Source organism: Ancylomarina sp. 16SWW S1-10-2, from assembly GCF_009669305.1.
Lineage (GTDB): Bacteria > Bacteroidota > Bacteroidia > Bacteroidales > Marinifilaceae > Ancylomarina.
Genome location: NZ_SADB01000035.1, coordinates 1 through 21,607, shown reverse-complemented (window position 1 = coordinate 21,607; position 21,607 = coordinate 1). Strand labels below are relative to the sequence as shown.

Genomic DNA, 21,607 nt, shown 5'->3' with positions numbered 1-21,607 from the left:
ACAATGCTGTAGCTGAATGTTTCTTTAAAATAATTAAATCTGAAATGATAGATCACAGATACTACTATTCTCATTTTCAAGCTAAAATTGAAATAGTACACTTTATTGAAGTATGGTATAATAAACAAAGAATACATTCTGTTTTGGGTTATTTAACCCCAGAACAATATGAGAAATCTAAATATATAATTGCGGCTTAATTTAAAGTCCAGTTTTTTGTTGCATATCCAAAAGTCTTGCCACAGTCATTAGTTAAGAATTACATTCATTTTGTGTTTAGTTGTTGTTATTATACCCCAACGGTTCGAAATTAAAAGATATGGGTCTATTCTTGCTGTTTGAATTACAACAAGACATAAAACCCCAAAGGGGTGTCATAAATAGTTAAGGATATAACTATTAAATAAAAATTACAATAAGAAATAAAGCGAAAGTCATGCCACAGTCATTAGTTAAAAATTACATTCATATTGTGTTCAGTACAAAGGGGAGATACCCTTTTATTGATGAGCAAATCAAGAGTGAATTATTCTCATATTTGGCAGGTATATGCAAAAACAAAGAATCATATCCGATTGTTGTAGGAGGACATGTTGATCACATACACATACTTTGTCTTTTATCAAGAAAGATTGCTTTAATGAATCTTGTTGAGGAATTAAAATCACATTCTTCTAAATGGATAAAAACTAAAGGTAAACAATATGATAAATTCTATTGGCAAAATGGGTATGGAGGCTTTTCAGTTAAGTCTTCTGATGTAGATGTTGTGACTAACTATATTCAGAAACAAGAAGACCATCATAAAAAAGTGTCTTTTACAGAAGAGTATGTGAATTTTCTTAATAAGTACAATATCGAGTACGATGAACGTTATGTTTGGGATTAAAATTATTGATGATTTGATATTGACAATAAAGGACTAGATTTTAAAAAGACATTAGAATATGAATAAAGAAACAAAAATAGATGTTCCAATAATGGCTGAGCTTGCGGCTAAGGGTCAGCGAGTTGATTATTTGTATTGGGTAGGATGTGCTGGCGCTTTTGATCTCCGTTATCAGAAGGTTGCACGATCATTTGCAAAAATATTGAATCATCTTGGATTAAGTTATGCGGTACTTGGAACAGAGGAAAGTTGTACCGGTGATGCGGCAAAACGTGCTGGTAATGAGATGTTATTTCAGATGCAAGCCTTACAAAATATTGAAATTTTAAATGGGTATGGGGTAAAGAAGATTATTTGTACTTGTCCTCATTGTTACAATACGCTTAAAAATGAATATCCTGATTTAGGTGGTCATTATGAGGTGATTAATTATACTGTGTTTTTAGATGAGCAGATAAAGAAAGGGAACTTAAAATTAGATAAAAATCCTTTTGAAAATCAATCTATCACTTATCATGATCCCTGTTATTTAGGTAGAGGAAATAAGATTTATGATGCGCCTAGAGATATCATAAAAGCTGTTTATGGTGAGGTTAAAGAAATGAAACGATGTAAAAGTGCCGCTCTTTGTTGTGGTGCAGGAGGTGCTCAAATGTTTAAGGATGCCGAAAAAGGAGACAAGGAAATCAATATTGAACGTATTGAAGATGTGCTAGAACAAAAGGTTGATAAGCTAGCTACTGCATGTCCGTTTTGTATGACTATGCTGACTGATGGTATTAAGTTTAAGCATAAAGAAGAAGAGGTAGAGAATCTTGATATTGCTGAGATAGTTGCTCAGGCTTTACATTTATAGTGCATAATAAAACTTGACAACGATTAATAAAGCACTTATTTTTTGAAGTAAGTAATTTAATGGGTTTAAGTTAATTTTTGAATTACAGTCTAATTATGACTAAGAACTTTAACTTGACTTCTTTACAGCGTTCTTATAATAATTGCAATATTAATAGGTACTATTTATCGTTTTGAGAATATTGAGGCGTGTATTTAAGTGTTTTATTGCCAAACGAGAATGTGATCAAGGCATTTATTAGTTTTTTTTTATTTGTAAATTATCTAACTTAGGTTATCGGTCTTTTTTTTTGATAATTAAGAAAAACAGACCTGTTAGTATTTTGTTTAAATTTGACTTATATTCAAGTATTATTTGAATATGATGGCTTGATGAATATAATGAACATGCTCTGTTCAGTTGTCTCACGAAAAATGAAAAACATTGTACCGCTTAAAATCAAAAATAGATACACAATCAAAAGAATTCGTTTCGAACAAAACAGCTTATGTTGCTTTGATGGAAGATTATCGTCAAAAACTGAAAACAGTTATCGATGATGGAGATCCTAAAGCTAGAGAAAAACACCTTGCAAGGGGTAAGCTTTTGGTTCGAGATAGGATAGAACTCCTTTTAGACAAAAACACACCTTTCATAGAACTTTCGCCGCTTGCTGCCTATAATCAATATGATAATAAATTTCCTTCGGCAGGTATTGTAACTGGTATAGGTATTGTTCAAGGACGAGAATGTATCATTATTGCTAATGATGCGACAGTTAAAGGTGGAACTTACAACCAATCAACAATTAAAAAGCATATTCGAGCACAAGAGATTGCTATGGAAAATCACTTGGCTTGTATTTATATGGTCGATTCTGGAGGAGCCTTTCTTCCCGAACAGGCTAATGTATTTCCAGATAAACTCGATTTTGGTCGCTTCTTTTTCAATCAGGCACGAATGTCAGCAAATGGTATTCCTCAAATTGCAATGGTTATGGGATCGTGTACCGCTGGAGGAGCTTACGTTCCTGCCATGAGTGACGAAACTATTATCGTTAGAGGTCAAGGCACCATCTTTATTGGTGGACCTCCTTTGGTAAAAGCTGCAACGGGTGAAGAAGTAACAGCTGAAGAACTTGGAGGTGCAGAAGTGCATACCTCGACTTCAGGCGTTGCTGATTATTTAGCAGAGAATGATAGACATGCCATTCAAATATGTAGAAATATATTTGAAACAATACCCATGCCTCAAAAGCAAATTCTCGATAAGATTAAAGCTGAAGAACCTGCTTATGATCCTTCAGAACTATATGGTTTAGCACCATTAGATTTGAAAAAGCCTGTCGATGCTCGTGAACTTATCATGAGAATTGTTGATGGAAGTTCATTTAATGAATTCAAAGAACGTTATGCACCAACTATTGTAACTGGTTTTGCCCGAATAATGGGCTATCCTGTTGGTATTATTGCTAATAACGGCATCATTTTTTCTGAAACGTCTCTAAAAGCAGCTCATTTTATTGAACTGTGCTGTCAACGAAAAACACCTCTAGTTTTTCTTCAAAATATTACTGGTTTTATGGTCGGTAAAGAGTACGAACACCAAGGTATTGCTCGTGATGGTGCAAAAATGGTTCATGCTGTAGCAAATGCACAAGTGCCTAAGTTTACGATTATTGTAGGTGGTTCATTTGGTGCTGGTAATTATGCTATGGCTGGCCGTGCCTACGAACCTCGATTATTATTAATGTGGCCCAATGCAAGAATCTCGGTAATGGGAGGCGAGCAAGCAGCAGGTGTTTTAATCCAAGTAAAAGAACAACAGTTAAAATCTCGAGGTCAGGAGTTTGATGAGGCTGAGAAAACTAAGCTTCGTGATAATATTCTCCAGAAATTTGAAGAGGAAGGTTCTCCATATTATAGCACATCACGATTGTGGGATGATGGGATTATTGATCCAATGGAAACGAGACAGGTTCTTGCTTTAGGAATAGCAGCGTCTCAAAACAAAGCGTATGGTGAACCTAAGTTTGGTGTATTCCGAATGTAATCCTAAATATTTTTTTGAAAATTGAATGAAACTGAGATCATGTACAATACAATAGAATTTAAGATAGAGAATCAGATAGCTTATGTTTATTTGAATCGACCCGAGATACATAATGCCTTTAATGAAGTAATGATATCTGAATTGATTCATTGTTTTGATGAGGTTGATAAGATGGATTATACTAAAATTCGACTACTTATACTTGAAGGTAGAGGTCCTTCATTTTGTGCTGGAGCCGATTTAAAATGGATGAAGTCTGTTGTGAATTACTCACACGAACAGAATTTTCAAGAGAGTTTTAAATTATCACAATGTTTCAATGCAATATACGCTTGTAAATTTCCAACAATAGCCTTAGTTCATGGAGCAGCTATAGGTGGAGCAAATGGTTTATTAGCAGCTTGCGATTTTGTATTAGCCGATAAAAAAGCTGTCTTCTCACTCAGTGAAGTTAAAATTGGTATTGTTCCTGCTTGTATTTCTCCTTATGTGATGAAACGTGTTGGCGAATTTAAATCGAAAGAACTCATGCTAACTGGAATCCGTTTTTCGGGTAAAGAAGCCGAGAAATATGGCCTTGTAAATTGGGCATTGGGTGATAAAAAAAGGCAAGTGAAATTGGATGAATTAATTCATAATCTTCTCACAAGTGGACCTATTGCCGTTTCTCAGTGTAAGCAGTTAATCTACGATATAAGTAATAGATTAAGTCATGAAGAGGCTATGACATACACGGCAAAAATGATTGCTGATTTGAGGAAATCAGATGAAGGACAAGAAGGAATGAATTCATTCTTAGAGAAAAGAAAACCAAATTGGGTAAAATAATTGATATAGATGTATTACAAACGACTACTAATAGCAAATAGAGGTGAAATTGCCGTTCGAATTATCCGAACAGCTCGTCAACTGGGTATCTCTACTTTGGTTATTTATTCCGATAAGGATAAAGAGGCTGATCATGTTCGTTTAGCTGATGAGGCATACCCTCTAAAGGGAAATGACTTGTTGTCAACCTATTTGGATAAACAACAAATTATAGATATTGCTGTTGAGAATAAGGCCGATGCCATTCATCCTGGTTATGGTTTCTTAGCTGAGAATCCTGAATTTTCGGAAGCTTGTTCTGAGGCTAATATCGATTTCGTTGGACCTGATGCGAAGTCAATTGAATTGATGGGGAATAAGGTTAATGCTCGTGAATTTGCTGTTTTGCAGAACTTACCTGTACTTGCTGGGATTGTTGGAGATAAGGCTACTTTATTGAAGAACGCTAGTAAGCTACAATTCCCCGTTTTAGTAAAAGCTGCTGCAGGTGGTGGTGGTAAAGGCATGCGTGTTGTTCGATCAGAATCTGATTTGGAATCTGCGATTACAGCGACTTCTCGTGAGGCTGAAAAGTATTTTGGTAATGGAGAAGTGTTATTGGAGCGTTATATTGAAAATCCTCGTCATATCGAAGTTCAGATTCTTGGAGATAAACATGGAAATGCCATTCATTTATTTGAGAGAGAATGCTCGATACAGCGTCGTTTCCAGAAAATAATAGAAGAAGCGCCATCTGCAAGTGTAAGTCCTGAGTTACGAGAAAAAATGGGAAATGCAGCTGTTCGTTTAACACAAGCTTTAGGGTATTCTAATGCAGGTACCATTGAATTCTTAATGGATGAGAATCAAGAATTCTATTTTTTAGAGATGAATACCAGAATTCAAGTTGAACACCCCGTTACTGAAATGATTACTGGTATTGATTTGGTGGAAGAACAATTGGCTATTGCATCGGGAAAGAAGCTTCGATATAAGCAGGAGGATATTGTTTTGAATGGTCATGCCATTGAAGCAAGAATCTATGCCGAAGATCCTCTTCAAGATTTTATTCCTTCACCTGGTGATATTGAATTATATAAAGAACCCTCTATAAGTAATACCAAATTTCGAGTTGATTCAGCTTTGTCAAAACCAAGTACGATTCATCCTGATTTTGACCCGATGATTTCGAAATTAATCGTTTGGGATGAAACAAGAGAACTCGCTATTGATGGTTTAAAGCAAGCTTTATCAGATTATCACATTCATGGAATAGAGAATAATATTCATTTCCTGAAGAACTTGATTGGGACTAATGAATTTATCAGCAATAAAATTTCAACCCATTTCTGTAAACAAAATGAGAAGAAACTTATAGATAACATGTGTGTTGATCAAGAATCTATTGATCCAAGTTTGTTTTATGTGGCTTTTTCTCATTATGATTTATCTGTAAATAAACCTCAAAATATTTGGGAGGAAATAGGTTACTGGCGTAATGCTAGGCAAGCATTTAAGATAACTCACAATGATAAGACAATTGAAATTTCTGCTATTGATAAAATGACTTATAAGGTAGATAATAAGTTCTATCATTTTGAGAAATTGAGTGTCAATGACAATTGTGTAACCTTGATATATAAAGGAAAAATTTATTCATTCTATATATCAAAAAGTGAGCGTAACGAAGCTCATGTTTCTTGTCAGGGAATACTGATGAATTTGAGAAGATGGTCTGACTCTGAGAACAAAATTTTTAATGAAAGTTATGAAAGTGAAGGGAATTCAGGAGATCGAATTATTGCACCTCTTCCAGGAAAAGTTGTAAAGATTAATGTGAAGATTGGTGACAAAATTAAGAAATCGGATGTGTTGATTATTTTGGAATCCATGAAAATGGAAAACAGCATATTGGCACCTTTCGATGCTGTGGTTTCAGAAATTATGGTGAAAGAAGGAGAACAAGTTAAAAGTCAAATGGAACTCATAAAATTGATTGAAGCGTAGGAAAATATGAACTGAAATAGTTGGAGTTAAGAACTTCCAATTGTTATTTAAAATATTGACAGATGAAAGACAAAATTCGAATTGCAAATGCAGGTGGCTTTTGGGGAGATGATTTAGGCGTGTTAAGACGTCAGTTAGAAGGAGGAGAAGTGGATTATATTTCTTCAGATTTTTTAGCTGAAGTAACGATGAGCATTCTTCGAAAACAGCAATTGAAGAATGAGGCCATGGGTTATGTGAATGATTTTGTCGATCAAATTGTTGATGTGGCCGAGTTGATGAAAGCGAAGAAGGTGAGAATGCTGACTAATGCTGGAGGCATAAACCCATTAGCTTGTGCCAGAAAAATATTATTTGAGCTTAAGAAGAAAGGTGTCGATTTTAAAATTGCCGTTGTAGTTGGGGATAATATTATTGAGCGAATTGATGAATTTTATCCCGATAAAGCCATGTTTACGGATATGGAAACGGGTGATGACTTTGTTCATATTAAGGATAATATACAATCAGCTAATGTTTATTTGGGTGTTCCTCCTTTATTGAAAGCTCTCGAAAGTGGAGCCGATTTGATTTTGGCCGGTAGAGTAACCGATACATCTATTACGATGGCACCAATGATATATGAGTTGGGCTGGAAATTGGATGATTGGGATAAGTTAGCCGCAGGATTGGTTGCTGGACATATAATAGAGTGTGGTGCGCAAGCGAGTGGTGGGAACTTTACCGATTGGCAAAAAGTTAAGAAGTGGGATAATATGGGTTATCCTATAGTAGAAATGAATCGTGATGGTAGTCTTGAAGTGTATAAACATCCGAATACGGGTGGTCTTATCAGTCGTGATACAATTCGGGAGCAATTGGTTTATGAAATGGGCGATCCAAAACATTATATCAGTCCCGATGTTGTTGCTGATTTTAGTCAATTGGAATTAAAAGAAGTTGCTCCCAATAGGGTTCTCGTTAAAAATGCAAAAGGTTATCCTTCAACTCATTTTCTTAAGGTTTCTATGGCCTACGAAGACGGTTATAAGGCTGTTAGTTCTATCGTAATTTCTGGCGGTCGTGTTTTAAATAAAGCTCGAGAGTTTGAAAAAATATTCTGGCAAAGATTAAATACTATTTATAAGAAAACCAATACAGAGTATATTGGTTATAACGCTTGTCATCAAGATTTGGTTGAAGATATTGATCCCAATGAAATTCTATTGCGTTTCTCTGTTTACGATGATGATTTAGAAAAGATTAAAGCTTTTTCGACAAGTATTGCACCATTAATATTAAGTGGACCTCCAGGCGTTGCTGTAATAGGTGGTAGGTCTCGTGCACAGCAGGTTATGACCTATTGGCCTACTCTTATTCCAAAGACTTTAATTGAAACTACAGTTCACGTTTTAGACTCTGAGGGAGATATTAAAGAAAGCTATGATATTGATTCTGTTCTTGGAAATGAAGCTGATTTTAATGTTGAGAAGTCTAAATCTGATTTAAGCTCTATTGACCAATATTCTAAGATGGAAATGGAGAATGTACCACTAAGAGATGTGTGTATGGCTCGTTCTGGAGATAAGGGAGATACCTTTAATATTGGTGTTCTTGCACGTTCAGAGTCAATTTATAATTACTTAAAAGCAAGTTTAACTGCAGATGTTGTTAAAAATATATTTAAGGGAATTTGTAAAGGAAAGGTGAAACGCTATGAATTAGATAATTTATTGGCTTTGAACTTTTTACTGGAAGAATCTCTTGATGGAGGAGGCACAAAATCATTAATGATAGATGCTCAGGGCAAAACAATGGCTTCAGCTCTATTGAATCAGATATTTCCAATTCCCAAAGCTTATTTAAAGAATATTTAGAGGCTTTGATTGAAATTATTGAATGAAAAATAGAATTGATTGAAGTTGAGTATTAAAATAATTCTTAACTTATTATCAAAATAAAATAGACAGGATATGGATCCATTTTTAAATGAAGAACATCATATCATACGAAAGGCGGTTCGCGATTTTGCTGAAAGAGAGATTAAACCTCTAGCTGCTGAATTAGATGAGAAAGAAGAATTCTCTCCTGAATTGACAAAGAAAATGGGAGAGATGGGCCTTTTCGGTATGTTTTTACCCGAAAAATTTGGTGGACATGGAACCGATTATCTTTCATATATTATTGCCGTTGAAGAGATAGCTCGAGTAGACGGATCGCATGCAGCGACTTTGGCAGCGCATAATTCTTTGGGGATTGGACCAATCTATAATTTTGGAACCGAAGAGCAAAAATTAAAATATTTACCTGGGCTTTGCACTGGAAATGAACTTTGGTCATTTGGTTTGACAGAAGCTGAGGCTGGATCAGACTCCCGAGGAACAAAAACCTATGTTAAGGATTTGGGTGAAATATGGGAGATTAATGGATCCAAAATTTTTATTACAAACGGATCAAATATACAAACCTCAGGCGTTACAGTTCAAACCATATCAGCCATAAATAAAGGGAAAAAAGAGTTTACTTGTATATTGGTTGAAAAAGGTACTGAAGGCTGGAAAAGTGAAGCCATGCATGGCAAGTTAATGTGGCGTGCTTCAGATACGTCTCAAATGTTTTTTGACAATTGTCGTGTCCCTAAGAATAATATTCTTGGTAAACGAGGAATGGGATCAAAAATTATGCTAAAGACACTTGATTCAGGACGACTTTCTATTGCAGCTATGGGACTAGGATTGGCACAAGGCGCTTTTGAAATGGCTCTGGCGTATGCTAAGGAACGTAAGCAATTTGGAAAGCCTATTTCTAAGTTTCAAATCAACAGTTTTAAGCTAGCTGATATGGCCACAAAGATTGAGTTAGCACGAAACCTATTGTATAAAGCTTGTTGGTTAAAAGATAATGGTCAGCCCTTTGAGAAGGAAGCGGCCATGTCTAAATTGTATTGCTCTGAAATAGCCAAAGAAGTTGCCGATGAAGCTGTTCAAATACACGGGGGATATGGCTTGATGAAAGAATATCCAATTGAACGTTTTTATCGTGATCAACGCTTATTACAAATTGGCGAAGGTACATCTGAAATTCAACGACTAGTTATATCACGATACATCGGATGTTAAGCATTCAGTGGGATAGAAATAGGAGATAAAATTAAATTACGAACAATAAACACGATTAATATGAGAGATCTAGTATTAGCAATTAATCCACGAATGTACTTCACGAGAGTGGCAGTTTATCAAGGCAATTCAACTTTATTCTTCAAAAAAATTAATCATCATAATTTAGAAGAAGGTGCATATCCTCTTTTTAATGATCAAGTTGATTTTAGAACTTCAGTGATTTTGAAAGAATTGGAAGAAAATGATATTGAGATTAAACACATAAAAGTCGTTATTGCTCGTGGTGGTTTGATTAAGCCTGTAAAATCTGGAGTTTATAATATTAATGAAAAGATGATTGAAGATCTTCGTGGTTCTGAATATGGTGAAGATGTTGTTAATCTAGGTGGTTTGTTGGTGAAAGGTATTGCCAATGCAATTGAAGGTGCTCGTGCTTATATTGCTGATCCGGTTGTGGTCGATGAATTTCAGGATATTGCTCGATTTACAGGTAACCCAGATCTTAAACGACGTTCAATTTTTCATGCACTCGATCAAAAAACATCTGCTAGAAAATATGCTAAGCTTAAATATTCCGAGTATGAGAATATGAATTTAATTGTTGCTCACTTGGGTGGCGGTATAAGTATTGGTGCTCATAAAAAAGGACGCGTAATTGATGCGAATCAGGCTTACGATGGTGATGGACCATTTTCTCCAATTCGAAGTGGTTCTTTACCAATGGGTGATGTGATAAAGATGTGTTATTCGGGAAAGTATACGAAGCATGAAATGTTGAAAAAGCAGTCTGGTGACGGTGGATTATATGCTTATTTTAATACGCATTCGGCTTTCGATGTTTGCAAAATGAGGGATGCAGGGAATGAGAAAGCAGAAGAGGTTTTGTCTGCCATGGCCTATCAGGTATCTAAATATATTTCATCCTTATATGTTTGCTTTGATGGTGAACCTATTGATGGTATTTTAATAACTGGCGGTTTAGCGAAAGATGAGAAATTTGTAAGAGAAATTCGAAATAGGGTAGAGATTATTGCACCAGTATATGTTATTCCTGGTGCTGAGGTACTTGAAGCATTGTCTGATTATGGACAAATGATTCTTCGTGGCGAAATTGAGGTGAAAGATTATTAATAGAATCTTATAAACGTGTGTAAAAAAAATAAGGGTAACATGACTGTTACCCTTGTTTGTGCTTTTTTATCTGATTTAGATAATTTCAATATCTTCTTTTTTTATCCAACCTTGATTACCATCGCTAATTTTAATATTACACCAATCGCCAAGCTCTTCAATTACTTTAATCTTAGTTCCTTCATGTAATAGGAATAGCTGAGTTCCACTTTCGTCAGGAGATCCTTTAACTGTTACGCTGGGGTTAAAAACGATGGCATACTCTCTAAGTGTAAGTTGCTTATTCATTCTTGAAGCAAAATTGTAGGATACTAAACTTGAAAGTAGACACAAGATTGATAAGAAAAAGCCAAGTTTTTTGATTCTACTTTGCTTACTATATAAGTATAGGCTAATTAAAGCTAAAAAGATTAAAAAGAATCCAATTGATAAATAAGACCAAACGCTGGCTGAAAAACTGTTCCATAGACCAGAAACCCATGAACTCACGAAGAATTCAGGAAGAACTTCCAATTTGTCAGTCACATTTTTTCGAGCCAATTCTAAATTGTATTTGATATCTTCATCGTCAGGAGACAATAGAAGCGCTCTTTCGTAATTAAGAATTGATGGCGCAATTTGCCCTGTCTTATAATAAGCATTAGCTAAGTTGAAATAAATTTCTGGAGCTTCAATACGAGTTTCTAATACTGATTCGTATGACTTGATAGCTTCTTCGTATTCGCCTTTTTGATAAAAATCATTTGCTTCTTGAATTGGGTTTGTGCTTGTTTGAGCAAAAACCTGAATTGATAAAGCTAAGGCTATAAGTGTGTATATGAATTTTCGCATAATTACTTGATGTTTTTTTCAAGTTTGGTAATTGTTTCTATTGTTTTCTGATAAAGGCTGTCCATTTCTGAAGAACCGCTTGATGGGGCATAACCTGCGAATTCACAAGTATCTAAAATTGCCATGAAATCAGTAATTGTTTCTTCTTGAGCACCTTTTTCCTTAAGAATTCCATTAATGTTATCCTTACTTAAGTTGGATTTTGGCATATTGAATTTATCAGAAATATAATCCCAAAGAGCTTTAAGAATCTCATCGTAGAATTCTTCTTTCTTATTCGCTTTAAGACTTATGGAAGCATTCTTTAAACGTTTCATTGCAACACGATTTGCACGTTTATTTTTGACCTTAGCCACATCAGCATTTTCTTTAATTCGCTTACGATTGAAAATAAATGCTAGTACGAAAATAATAAAAGGTAGGATATATGCTAGGTAGAAATTTAATGTACCAAAGAATATTTCTCCTTTGTGAATAGGCTCAAAGTTATTAGTCTTAATAAAACGGATATCTTTCCCAATAAATTTCACATCTTCTTTTGTGAATGAACTAATTGTTGTGTTAGCTACGCCGCCTTCACCTTTTGCAACATGAATTTTAAATTCAGGACTTAATTTAGTTCTATATCGTTTAGCCTTTGGATCAAAATAAGTAAATTCATTGGCTGGAATAGTGAAATCACCAGCATGACGAGGAATAATTAGATATTCAAATGTTGTTGATCCAGTCATTCCTTTTGCTGAATTTTTTAGATTCTGATTTGTTTTAGGATCATAAACCTCGAAGTCTGCAGGAAAATCGAATTCTAAAGGATTTATAAGCTTCATATTTCCATTACCAGAAATCTTAACTTTTAAAGTAATAGCATCGTCAACCTTAACAGAGTCTTGATTAATTGTTGTGCTTATTTTGAATTGGCCAACTGCACCATCAAAACTTTTAGGAGAATTGCTAGGAACAGGTTTTACTTTAATTTTTACGGCTTTTGATTTACGAGGAACTCGAACGTTTTTGTAATTGTTAAAGAAATCATCGAAAAAACCTCTTGATCGTGCTTGAGCTGTAAGTTGTACAATACAGTTTAACTCCAAAGGGTCAATAATAATTTCACCTTCGTGTTGTGGAAAAAGTAGAACTTCTTTAAGTGTATAAGTATAGAATATTTCCCCATTTACATTTTCTGCTTGAAATGCATTAGGAGCTTTTCTATCAATATTTTGCGTTAAAAAACCCTGATAAGATGGTTCTTTAACTTGCTCAATATTCACAACATTCGAAGTTTTTGAATATATCTTTAAAGTGGCTTTGACAGGTTCACCCATATAAACAGATTTTCTATCAACATTAACCTTAACATATAGGTTATCTTGAGTTATATTCTGTGATTGTGTAGATGTACTTCCTTGAGTGCCTTGTTGTTGGTTTTTAGTGCTTTGACGAACAATTTCAATTGTGAGGCTATTCGATTTAACCACTTTGCCATCAATTGTTATCTCAGCTGGAGCAAATGAGTATTTCCCTTCAGTTTCGCCAAGTAGTACATAGGTATATGTATAAGACGAACTAGAAGTCCTCTTTCCATTAATGTACTGTGTACTCATGCTGGTTGATGTCGAAGGTCCCATTAAAATCTGAAAACCCTTTAGTGCAGGTAGTTTCAGATTCGATCCTTTTTCATTTATGCTATAGGAAATACGAAATTGCTCGCCTAAAGCAACAACTTTAGGTGCAGTAGCTGTAAATTTAGTGTTATCGGCAAAGGCCGAAGTACTAATAAATAAACATGTTAGTATTAAGAAAAATAATCTTTTCATCAATCTGTTATAATTATTCTTAAGGTTCAAATTTTAAGCAAAATCAAAATTACTGATAATTTTGCAGAATAGGGGTAAAGCTCAGTATAAGTCTAATGTTAACTTATAAATTCAACAAACACTATAATTATGAATTGAAATTATGACAATAATTTTTGTAATAATTCTAAAATCCTAATTCATCATTATAGACTACCAATCCTTTTTAATTTTTTGTTTTTTACTTTTTTGTGCTGCAGCTTTAGCTTTCTGAACTTTTTGCTGCACTTTTTTCTCGTCGTTCTCTAGTGCTTTTAACAAGCGCTGAGCATCTTGTTTAGATATTTTACCTTCTTTAGGTTGCTGTTGTTGTTTATCCTTATCACCTTCTTTCGGCTTTTGTTTTTCCTTATCTTTTTGATCTTTCTTATCCTGATCTTTCTTGTCCTGATCCTTTTTTTGTTGGTCGTCTTTCTTTTTTTGATCGTCCTTATTTTGTTGATCCTTTTTATCCTGATCTTTATTTTTGTCCTTATTATTCTTATTGTCCTGGTTTTGTTTATCCTGATTCTGCTTTTTCTTTTGCTCTTCCTTTTCCTTCATTTTACGAGCATATTCCAAATTGTATTTGGTCTCTTTTGAGTTAGGAGCATATCGGAGCGATTGCTTGTAAGCCTCAATACTTTCGTCAATTTTTTTATTAAGGAGTAAGGTGTTCCCAATATTATGATATAAGAGACCCAAGCGTTGAGGATCGGTTTCTTTTGAAGCCAATGTTTGAAATTGCTCCAGAGCCTCATCGTATTTTTTTTGTTTGTAAAGGGCATCACCTAAATTAAAGGCAGCTTCGTATGATGCGACATCCTTATCGAGAGCTTTACGATATTCAACCTCAGAATTTTCAAAGTTTTTATCTTCGAAAAGACCATTCCCTTTTCGAATAAATTTTCTTTCTTTCTGAGCATTTGCTTCAAAACAAGCTAGGCTAAGTAGCGTAATTATGAGTAGGCTAATTCTTATCTTCATGCTAATCTTTTTTTAATCAATTCGGATCTTAATTTTTTACTTACTAAATAAATGAATATCCTTTAAATGACGGTTCTTTCTGTCAAGAATTAAATATTCAACTAGGATAAGTAATAGAACAAAAGCAATGAAGTATTGAAATTTTTCATCGTAATCCGAATAGATTCTTTGTTCCAATTCGGTTTTGTCCATTTTATTAATTTCTTTGAATAATGCCTTTAGGCCTGTTGTTGTGTTATTAGCCTTAATCATGTTTCCTCCACCAGCTTCGGCAATTTCGGCTAGCATTTTTTCATCGAGTTTCGAGATAACAACATTCCCATTTTCATCTTGTTTAAATTGCCCTGCTTTGCCTTTTATCGGAATTGGTGCCCCCTTAGGTAGTCCCATTGCGATAGTATGAACAATTATACCTTGCTCCAATGCAGCTTTAGCAGCTTCTTTTGCATCATCTTCGTGATTTTCACCATCGGTAATAACAATAATGGCTTTGCTTGCCTCGCTATCGGGCGTAAAACTTTTGCTCGCTAAATTGATTGCAGAACCAATTGCTGTTCCCTGAACAGGTATCATATCTGTATTGATGGTCGATAAAAATAGTTTTGCAGAAGAATAATCGGTTGTGATTGGCAACTGAGTATAGGCTTCTCCAGCAAACACAATAAGACCAATCTTATCATTATTTAAGTTGTCAACCATTTTAGAGATGGCGCGTTTTGCACGTTCTAAACGGTTTGGTTTAATATCTTGTGCCAACATAGAGTTTGACACATCGAGTGCAATAACGATCTCAACACCTTTGCGTTTAATTTTTCTCAACTTAGAGCCAAATTGTGGTCCAGCAATAGCAATAATAAGAATACTAAAAGCCACGAGCATTAAAGCAAACTTATATATGGGTCTAGTGAATGATGCGAAGGGCATCAATTGCGAAATGATAGACATGTCGCCATATTCACGTAGCGCTTTTTTCTTCATTCTGTAGCTTATGTAGTATAGAACTACAAGAGCCGGAATAATGAAGAATAAGTAGAGATATTCTGGATGTTCAAAACGAAACTGGTTCATTTTCAAAGTATATTAAGTGAGTCCCTATTTTATCGGGTAGAGATAATTAAAATCCCTATACTCAATGGTTATTTTTTTAATCTTAAATCAAAGTACCTAATTCCTTAAGGAATGTTCCTAAGAATAGTGTTACGGAAAGCAATTTCAAGCAAAAGGAAAAGAGCAGCCCATAGTGCATAGCTTCTGTAAGCTTCACTTTTAGTGCTAAACTGTTTTACTTCTATCTTTCTTTTTTCCATTTGATCAATTTCCTCATAAATAGCTTTAAGCTTATTATTATCTGTTGCTCTAAAGTATTTACCACCTGTAAGCTCAGCTATATCTGTTAAAGTTGCTTCATCAATCTCAACGGGAACGTTTTGCATTTGCACACCAAATGGTGTTTGAAAAGGGTAGGGTGCCGTACCTTGCGTTCCAATACCAACAGTGTAAACACGAATGCCGAAAGTCTTAGCAAGTTCGGCAGCTGTAATCGGCGCAATTTCACCTTGGTTATTAACCCCATCAGTTATAAGAATAACTACACGAGATTTGGCATCACTATCTTTCAAACGATTTACAGCATTTGCCAATCCTAAACCAATAGCCGTACCATCTTCAATCATTCCAGATTTTATATCGCTGAATAGGTTGATTAAAACAGCGTGATCGGTTGTGAGTGGACACTGAGTAAAACTCTCGCCACTAAAAATAACCAAGCCAATTTTATCTTGCTGACGACCCGTAATAAATTGTGTTGCCACATCTTTGGCTGCTTCTAATCGATTAGGCTCAAAATCTTGTGCCAACATACTACTCGATATATCCAATGACATCACGATATCGATTCCCTCCGAACTCACATTCTTCCAATCGTTACTAGACTGAGGACGAGCTAATGCGATAACTAAGAAGGCAATAGCCAGAACTCTTAATAGAATAAGAGAATGTCGGAAATAATATTTATATGTTCTAGGTGCCTTCTTCAAACTCTTTAAAGTAGAGACCTGTATGCTGGCATGAGCCTTCTTATCGCGCCAAATGTACCATGCAATAACAGGAACAATTAGCAGTAATAAGTATAGGTATTCAGGATTTGCAAAATCTAGATTATTCATATTTTAAGTACCTAATGTAAAGTGTTATAAGTCTAAAGTAATCAAGTGTATCCCGATCCCGATAGCTATCGGGATAATCGGGAGTTAAAGTGAAAAAAGGATAAACCCAATTTCGATAACCAACAACCGATATTCTTTAATTTATTAGACTAATTTATTCTCTTCTTCTTTTGTTAATTCAACAGGTTCAGATTCCTCTTCTTCAGGTTCTTCTATTACTGTTTCTTTAATAAGTGTCTTTTCAATAATACGGTATGCGTATTTCAAACTCAACTGATTTTCATCCGGAAGAGGTTGAAATTTAGCAAACTTAGCCAAGTCAGCTCTTTCCAAAATAGTTTTCAAGTCAGCAATTAAATCCTTGGGCATTATATCTTCCGAAATAGCATTCATCGTTTCATCTGTTGTAGATTCAATGGTGTCTAAGTCAAAACGTTCATCAAGGTAACTTCTAACAGCATTAGTTAAATCTGAATGATATTGTTTTATTTTACCCGTCTGCCAAAGTTTTTGTTCCTCAATTTCTTCAAGCTTTCTAAGTGCAATAACATGCGCTGGCTCGGCAGGAACTTCAGCTTTAAATAAGGGTTTATTACGTTTATATCTGCGATAGAAGTAATAAGCAGCAAATACAATAACAATAAGCAATAAGCCACCACCAGCCCAAGGTGCTATTTCAGCAAATGATATTGGTGTATTAATAGGCATTGAAATATCGAAATTGGCCTTAGTGGTATCAATTTCAAAGCTACGAACACCTAATTGTAAGGTATCTGTACGAATAATGTTATTAATGTTGGGACCATTTAGCTTAAATACAAAAGGAGGTATTTTGTGAATACCACCATCAAAAGATGTAATTAGGTATCTTTTATTAACCTTAAAACTACCGTCCTTATTCTTTGTGGTATCAATGGGCCATTGACGAATAACCTCAATGTTTTTAGTAATACTATCTGTGAAAACAGGAAAGTTTACAGCAACACCTTTAGGTTGATTTATCGATAAATTTAAATTTATCTGATCACCTATGGCTATAACATTTGTGTCCAATGCCACATTTACAGTTAAGTTATCATCCTTGTTTTGAGCCATTGCTGGATTTAATAGCAAGGCAAAACTCAGAAGCAGTAAACTTTTCTGGAATTGTTTTTTGATTGTTTGTAATTCTATCATTTTATTAAATTACGGATGAGCATGTTCTGTTAAAGTCTTAAAAAGTCCAATAGTTTGAATATAGCAATCCAACAATTTAACCATTTTGGTTTTTAACTTATATCAATTTTAGCCATTCAACTATCTATCAAATTTACGATCAATTACAAATGATTAATTGCTAATCGTAAAATTGATCATTGTTTAAGCTCTTCGTTTAAATAGGGCGATTAATGATCGCACATAATCTTGATCAGTTCTGATATTTGCAACATCAACACCCGATCGTTTGAATGTTTCCACAACTTTCGAATGATTGTCTCTCCACCATTTAGCATGAGCGTTTCGAACTTTCGAACTTGAGGTATCTACCCATTGGTATTCACGAGTTTCTGCATCGAGCATTCTAACCAAACCGATTGATGGTAATTCTTCCTCTCGTTTATCGTAAATTTTAAGAGCAACCACGTCGTGTTTGTTGTTGGCAATACTCAATGATTTTTCAAAGTCTTTGTCGTCGATAAAATCGGAGATCACGAAAGTGGTACAACGCTTTTTAATTGCCTTAGTCAGGTAACGAAGGGCGTTGTTGATATCAGTTTTGCGATGTTCTGGTTTAAAATCGATTAGTTCGCGGATGATTCTTAGAATATGAGATTTTCCTTTTTTAGGAGGAATAAATTTCTCAATGGTATCTGAAAAGAACAGCACACCAATTTTATCGTTGTTTTGAATGGCCGAAAAAGCTAAAACAGCTGCAATTTCAGTAATCTGATTTTTCTTGAGTTTCGACATGGTTCCAAACTCACGAGAACCACTCACGTCAACCATTAACATGACGGTCATTTCACGCTCTTCTTCGAAAAGCTTAACGAAAGGTGTGTTGTAACGAGCCGTTACATTCCAGTCGATATTACGAATGTCGTCGCCATATTGGTATTCGCGAACCTCGCTAAAGGTCATACCTCGACCCTTAAAAGCCGAGTGGTATTCTCCAGCAAATATATTTCGAGACAAACCTCTGGTCTTGATCTCGATTTTTCGAACTTTTTTTAATAATTCACTAGTTTCCATTTCACAATTATGAATTGATATCCCGATAGCTATCGGGAACGAATTAATAATTAAATCATTGGAATCAAGAATTACGAAATTCTAATCACTCATAACTCTTAATTCCTCATTCATAATTAATTAAGGTACTTCAACCGTATTCAAGATCTCAGAAATGATGTGCTCACTTGTGATATTGTTAGCTTCAGCTTCGTAGGTTAAACCAATACGATGACGTAACACATCGTGACAAACGGCACGAATATCTTCTGGTATAACGTAACCACGACGTTTGATGAAAGCAAATGCCTTAGCTGCCGATGCCAATGAAATACTTGCACGAGGTGAACCACCAAAAGCGATCATCTCTTTGAATTTCTCTAGACCATAATCGGCTGGGAAACGCGTTGCGAATACAATATCAACAATATATTTTTCAATCTTCTCGTCCATATAAACATCCTTAACAACAGCACGTGCCTTAAGAATATCTTCTGGTTTAAGAATTTGACTTGCAGTAGGGAATGCTTTCAAAAGATTTTGACGCATAATTAATTGCTCTTCGTCTTTTTTAGGGTAATTGATGACCACCTTAAGCATAAAACGGTCAACTTGTGCTTCAGGTAGAGGATAAGTACCTTCTTGCTCAATCGGGTTTTGAGTCGCCATTACAAGGAAAGGTTCTTCTAACTTATAAGTAGTCTCGCCAATAGTTACCTGACGTTCTTGCATAGACTCTAAAAGAGCAGCCTGAACTTTAGCTGGAGCACGGTTAATCTCATCGGCAAGAATAAAGTTAGCAAAGATTGGTCCTTTTTTCACAACGAATTCTTCTTTCTTTTGTGAATAGATCATTGTACCGATAAGGTCGGCAGGTAAAAGGTCTGGCGTAAACTGTATACGACTAAAATCAGCGTCTATAGTTGTTGCTAGTGTGTTAATAGCAAGTGTTTTTGCCAATCCAGGAACCCCTTCAAGAAGGATGTGTCCATTGGAAAGTAAACCAATTAGAAGGCTCTCAACCAAATGTTTTTGTCCAACAATGACCTTATTCATTTCCATAGAAATCATATCCACGAAGGAACTTTCCTGTTGGATACGTTCGTTTAGCTCTTTGATATCAACTGTCTGCATCATAAAAAAGTATATTTAGCTTTTGTTATTAAACGTTTACTTATTTGTGTAGATTTTTCGTTTTAAATTCTGCTTTGCGCAAAAGAAAACTAGATAAACCTATTTTGTTTCAAATTTAATTGACTGACATTAAAGAAGACAATGTTTTGGTCTGCTTTTGTAGGCTAATAATGATGTCAATTATTTATTTTTGTCCTACAAAGTTAGTTTTTTGGACTATTTATGAAAGTTGTTTGCCGTTAATTTTTGTTAAGCTTTACTTCATCCATTATATTAAAGTGTAAGAGTCGAAATATAGCTAAATAGTAAATTAATTGTGTGATAATAAGTAAGATTAAAATCTATTTAATGTCGTATGTAAAATACATTTATTTGATTTTGTTTTGTTCCAAATATCGCTTGTAATTCTTTACGATTTGCTCAGCAATATCATATTGGCTGTTGGTTTTTGTGATTTCGAGTTTTGGACCACAATAGGCCATAAAAGCTTCTAAAGCCTCACCTTTTAATCCTGTATGGGCTGAAACAATCTCGCTTGTATAATATTTCGCTAACTTTTTTAATCTCCATTCGTTACGAATTAACTTCGATACTTTTCGCTTGCTTTTTTCTTTGCTATTAAATTTTGTGAATAGGAAAGAGGCTGGACTTCCTATGGCATCCCAAATGCTAGGCTCTTCTATAGTCGCTCTATATTGTGGTGGGATAATATTAGGTGGTCTGGTATTATAAGGAGCCAGCTCTTTTATCAATTGTGTATTGATAAGGTAATCATCTTTGATTTCTAGTTTTAGAAAGTCAGCCTTAAAATCATCCCAAGTACCAAAGGCAAACACATTAACTTCCTGAAGTAAATAGGCCATTTTTTCTAGAGTAATTTGATAGATTAATGGGAGAGAGGTATCAAAAATTAATGGGATAGGCCACTCTTGAGTTTTAAATCCCAGTGCTGATATAATAAGTGTGTCCGATTGGTTTATTTGCAAATGAAATATGCCTAAGCTATCGCAAATTTGCCCGCTACGTTTGCTTTTAACAAGTATATGAGCCAGTGGAATAGGTGTTGAGCTTTTTGTTATAATTTGTCCCGATATCCTTATGATAGAATCATTTTCAATCCTTGTTGCTTTTGATAAATTAAAGGAGACGAGCAGAATTAAAATAATCAGTAGAATACGAATCATATTTTATTTTTGATAGTGTGTTTTTAATAATATGCACTAAAGTTATGATATGTATTGTGGTAAACAATATGAAGAGGTTTGTTTTAACAGTATTTATGTTTATTTAAGGTGTGATTTTTCGTCAGGCTCTGACTGTAGCAAGCTGTAAATGTCAGGGTATGACTAGGGTTTACTCGTCATATTTACTGAGAGCCTCACAAAAGAGTGAGACCCTCAGGTTTGTTCGTGGAGCATAATAAATAAAACCTATTAGCGTCCGGCGTATGAGGTTCTGACAGCGTTTAAGAAATAAATTGTGGAATAGGTACATTTGACTGGACATTAACTTAAGCCCTTATCTTTACATTATGAGAGGAAAAGTAAGAAGGAAGTATGATAAAGAATTCAAGACAATGGTTGTGAACCTTTGCTTAAGTGGACGTAAATCTAGAGAAGTTGCATTAG

The 21,607-nt window shown here is 34.7% G+C and carries 18 protein-coding genes; 9 read left to right on the top strand and 9 right to left on the bottom strand.

Features of this window, described 5'->3' with window-relative positions:
- From EMN46_RS17920 to buk, 9 genes are all read left to right on the top strand, one after another.
- The coding region (locus EMN46_RS17920; protein ID WP_154202322.1) for an IS3 family transposase at positions 1-200 on the top strand (200 nt) is incomplete at its 5' end.
- Between the two features lie 236 nt (positions 201-436).
- Positions 437-889 carry an IS200/IS605 family transposase gene (gene tnpA, locus EMN46_RS17915; protein WP_154202320.1) on the top strand — a complete coding sequence of 151 codons (453 nt, stop codon included), beginning with the start codon at positions 437-439 and terminating at the stop codon, positions 887-889.
- Positions 890-947: 58 nt separating this feature from the next.
- Positions 948-1,745: a (Fe-S)-binding protein gene (locus EMN46_RS17910; RefSeq protein ID WP_154202318.1), complete on the top strand. Its 798-nt coding sequence runs from the start codon at positions 948-950 to the stop codon at positions 1,743-1,745.
- A 423-nt stretch (positions 1,746-2,168) separates the two neighbouring features.
- Entirely contained in the window at positions 2,169-3,776 is a 1,608-nt protein-coding gene (locus tag EMN46_RS17905) for a carboxyl transferase domain-containing protein (protein ID WP_154202316.1), read from the top strand.
- A gap of 39 nt (positions 3,777-3,815) precedes the next feature.
- The gene (locus EMN46_RS17900) at positions 3,816-4,604 is read left to right on the top strand and encodes an enoyl-CoA hydratase-related protein (protein WP_154202314.1); all 789 of its coding nucleotides are present in this window, start codon (positions 3,816-3,818) and stop codon (positions 4,602-4,604) included.
- A gap of 9 nt (positions 4,605-4,613) precedes the next feature.
- Positions 4,614-6,590 carry a biotin carboxylase N-terminal domain-containing protein gene (locus EMN46_RS17895; RefSeq protein WP_154202312.1) on the top strand — a complete coding sequence of 659 codons (1,977 nt, stop codon included), beginning with the start codon at positions 4,614-4,616 and terminating at the stop codon, positions 6,588-6,590.
- Between the two features lie 62 nt (positions 6,591-6,652).
- Positions 6,653-8,446: an acyclic terpene utilization AtuA family protein gene (locus EMN46_RS17890; protein ID WP_154202310.1), complete on the top strand. Its 1,794-nt coding sequence runs from the start codon at positions 6,653-6,655 to the stop codon at positions 8,444-8,446.
- Positions 8,447-8,542: 96 nt separating this feature from the next.
- On the top strand, positions 8,543-9,688 hold the full coding sequence (locus EMN46_RS17885; protein ID WP_154202308.1) for an acyl-CoA dehydrogenase family protein: 1,146 nt from the start codon (positions 8,543-8,545) through the stop codon (positions 9,686-9,688).
- 60 nt (positions 9,689-9,748) lie between these two features.
- A complete protein-coding gene (gene buk, locus EMN46_RS17880) occupies positions 9,749-10,822 on the top strand; it encodes a butyrate kinase (protein WP_154202306.1) in 1,074 nt (357 codons plus the stop codon).
- 75 nt (positions 10,823-10,897) lie between these two features.
- On the opposite strand, the gene EMN46_RS17875 is transcribed toward buk, so the two are convergent.
- The 9 genes from EMN46_RS17875 to EMN46_RS17835 form a co-directional block, all read right to left on the bottom strand.
- Positions 10,898-11,653, bottom strand: a complete 756-nt coding sequence (locus tag EMN46_RS17875) for a tetratricopeptide repeat protein (RefSeq protein ID WP_154202304.1) — start codon at positions 11,651-11,653, stop codon at positions 10,898-10,900.
- Positions 11,654-11,655: 2 nt separating this feature from the next.
- Positions 11,656-13,467 (bottom strand): BatD family protein, encoded by a 1,812-nt coding sequence (locus EMN46_RS17870; RefSeq protein WP_154202303.1) that lies wholly within the window; start codon positions 13,465-13,467, stop codon positions 11,656-11,658.
- 192 nt (positions 13,468-13,659) lie between these two features.
- On the bottom strand, positions 13,660-14,472 hold the full coding sequence (locus tag EMN46_RS17865) for a tetratricopeptide repeat protein (protein ID WP_154202301.1): 813 nt from the start codon (positions 14,470-14,472) through the stop codon (positions 13,660-13,662).
- Positions 14,473-14,508: 36 nt separating this feature from the next.
- On the bottom strand, positions 14,509-15,540 hold the full coding sequence (locus EMN46_RS17860; protein WP_154202299.1) for a VWA domain-containing protein: 1,032 nt from the start codon (positions 15,538-15,540) through the stop codon (positions 14,509-14,511).
- A gap of 104 nt (positions 15,541-15,644) precedes the next feature.
- On the bottom strand, positions 15,645-16,637 hold the full coding sequence (locus EMN46_RS17855; RefSeq protein WP_154202297.1) for a VWA domain-containing protein: 993 nt from the start codon (positions 16,635-16,637) through the stop codon (positions 15,645-15,647).
- A 144-nt stretch (positions 16,638-16,781) separates the two neighbouring features.
- Positions 16,782-17,813: a hypothetical protein gene (locus EMN46_RS17850; RefSeq protein ID WP_154202295.1), complete on the bottom strand. Its 1,032-nt coding sequence runs from the start codon at positions 17,811-17,813 to the stop codon at positions 16,782-16,784.
- A gap of 183 nt (positions 17,814-17,996) precedes the next feature.
- Positions 17,997-18,866 carry a DUF58 domain-containing protein gene (locus tag EMN46_RS17845; RefSeq protein ID WP_154202293.1) on the bottom strand — a complete coding sequence of 290 codons (870 nt, stop codon included), beginning with the start codon at positions 18,864-18,866 and terminating at the stop codon, positions 17,997-17,999.
- A 120-nt stretch (positions 18,867-18,986) separates the two neighbouring features.
- On the bottom strand, positions 18,987-19,916 hold the full coding sequence (locus tag EMN46_RS17840) for an AAA family ATPase (RefSeq protein WP_368667575.1): 930 nt from the start codon (positions 19,914-19,916) through the stop codon (positions 18,987-18,989).
- Between the two features lie 431 nt (positions 19,917-20,347).
- Entirely contained in the window at positions 20,348-21,163 is an 816-nt protein-coding gene (locus EMN46_RS17835; protein ID WP_154202289.1) for a carboxypeptidase-like regulatory domain-containing protein, read from the bottom strand.
- Between the last annotated feature and the right edge of the window lie 444 nt (positions 21,164-21,607).

Bases quoted from the DNA above. Each gene is read 5' to 3' on its own strand.
- tnpA (WP_154202320.1), top strand. From the start codon at position 437: ATGCCACAGTCATTAGTTAAAAATTACATTCATATTGTGTTCAGTACA.
- EMN46_RS17910 (WP_154202318.1), top strand. From the start codon at position 948: ATGAATAAAGAAACAAAAATAGATGTTCCAATAATGGCTGAGCTTGCG.
- EMN46_RS17900 (WP_154202314.1), top strand. From the start codon at position 3,816: ATGTACAATACAATAGAATTTAAGATAGAGAATCAGATAGCTTATGTT.
- EMN46_RS17895 (WP_154202312.1), top strand. From the start codon at position 4,614: ATGTATTACAAACGACTACTAATAGCAAATAGAGGTGAAATTGCCGTT.
- EMN46_RS17890 (WP_154202310.1), top strand. From the start codon at position 6,653: ATGAAAGACAAAATTCGAATTGCAAATGCAGGTGGCTTTTGGGGAGAT.
- EMN46_RS17885 (WP_154202308.1), top strand. From the start codon at position 8,543: ATGGATCCATTTTTAAATGAAGAACATCATATCATACGAAAGGCGGTT.
- buk (WP_154202306.1), top strand. From the start codon at position 9,749: ATGAGAGATCTAGTATTAGCAATTAATCCACGAATGTACTTCACGAGA.
- EMN46_RS17875 (WP_154202304.1), bottom strand. From the start codon at position 11,653: ATGCGAAAATTCATATACACACTTATAGCCTTAGCTTTATCAATTCAG.
- EMN46_RS17870 (WP_154202303.1), bottom strand. From the start codon at position 13,467: ATGAAAAGATTATTTTTCTTAATACTAACATGTTTATTTATTAGTACT.
- EMN46_RS17865 (WP_154202301.1), bottom strand. From the start codon at position 14,472: ATGAAGATAAGAATTAGCCTACTCATAATTACGCTACTTAGCCTAGCT.
- EMN46_RS17860 (WP_154202299.1), bottom strand. From the start codon at position 15,540: ATGAACCAGTTTCGTTTTGAACATCCAGAATATCTCTACTTATTCTTC.
- EMN46_RS17855 (WP_154202297.1), bottom strand. From the start codon at position 16,637: ATGAATAATCTAGATTTTGCAAATCCTGAATACCTATACTTATTACTG.
- EMN46_RS17850 (WP_154202295.1), bottom strand. From the start codon at position 17,813: ATGATAGAATTACAAACAATCAAAAAACAATTCCAGAAAAGTTTACTG.
- EMN46_RS17845 (WP_154202293.1), bottom strand. From the start codon at position 18,866: ATGGAAACTAGTGAATTATTAAAAAAAGTTCGAAAAATCGAGATCAAG.
- EMN46_RS17840 (WP_368667575.1), bottom strand. From the start codon at position 19,916: ATGATTTCTATGGAAATGAATAAGGTCATTGTTGGACAAAAACATTTG.
- EMN46_RS17835 (WP_154202289.1), bottom strand. From the start codon at position 21,163: ATGATTCGTATTCTACTGATTATTTTAATTCTGCTCGTCTCCTTTAAT.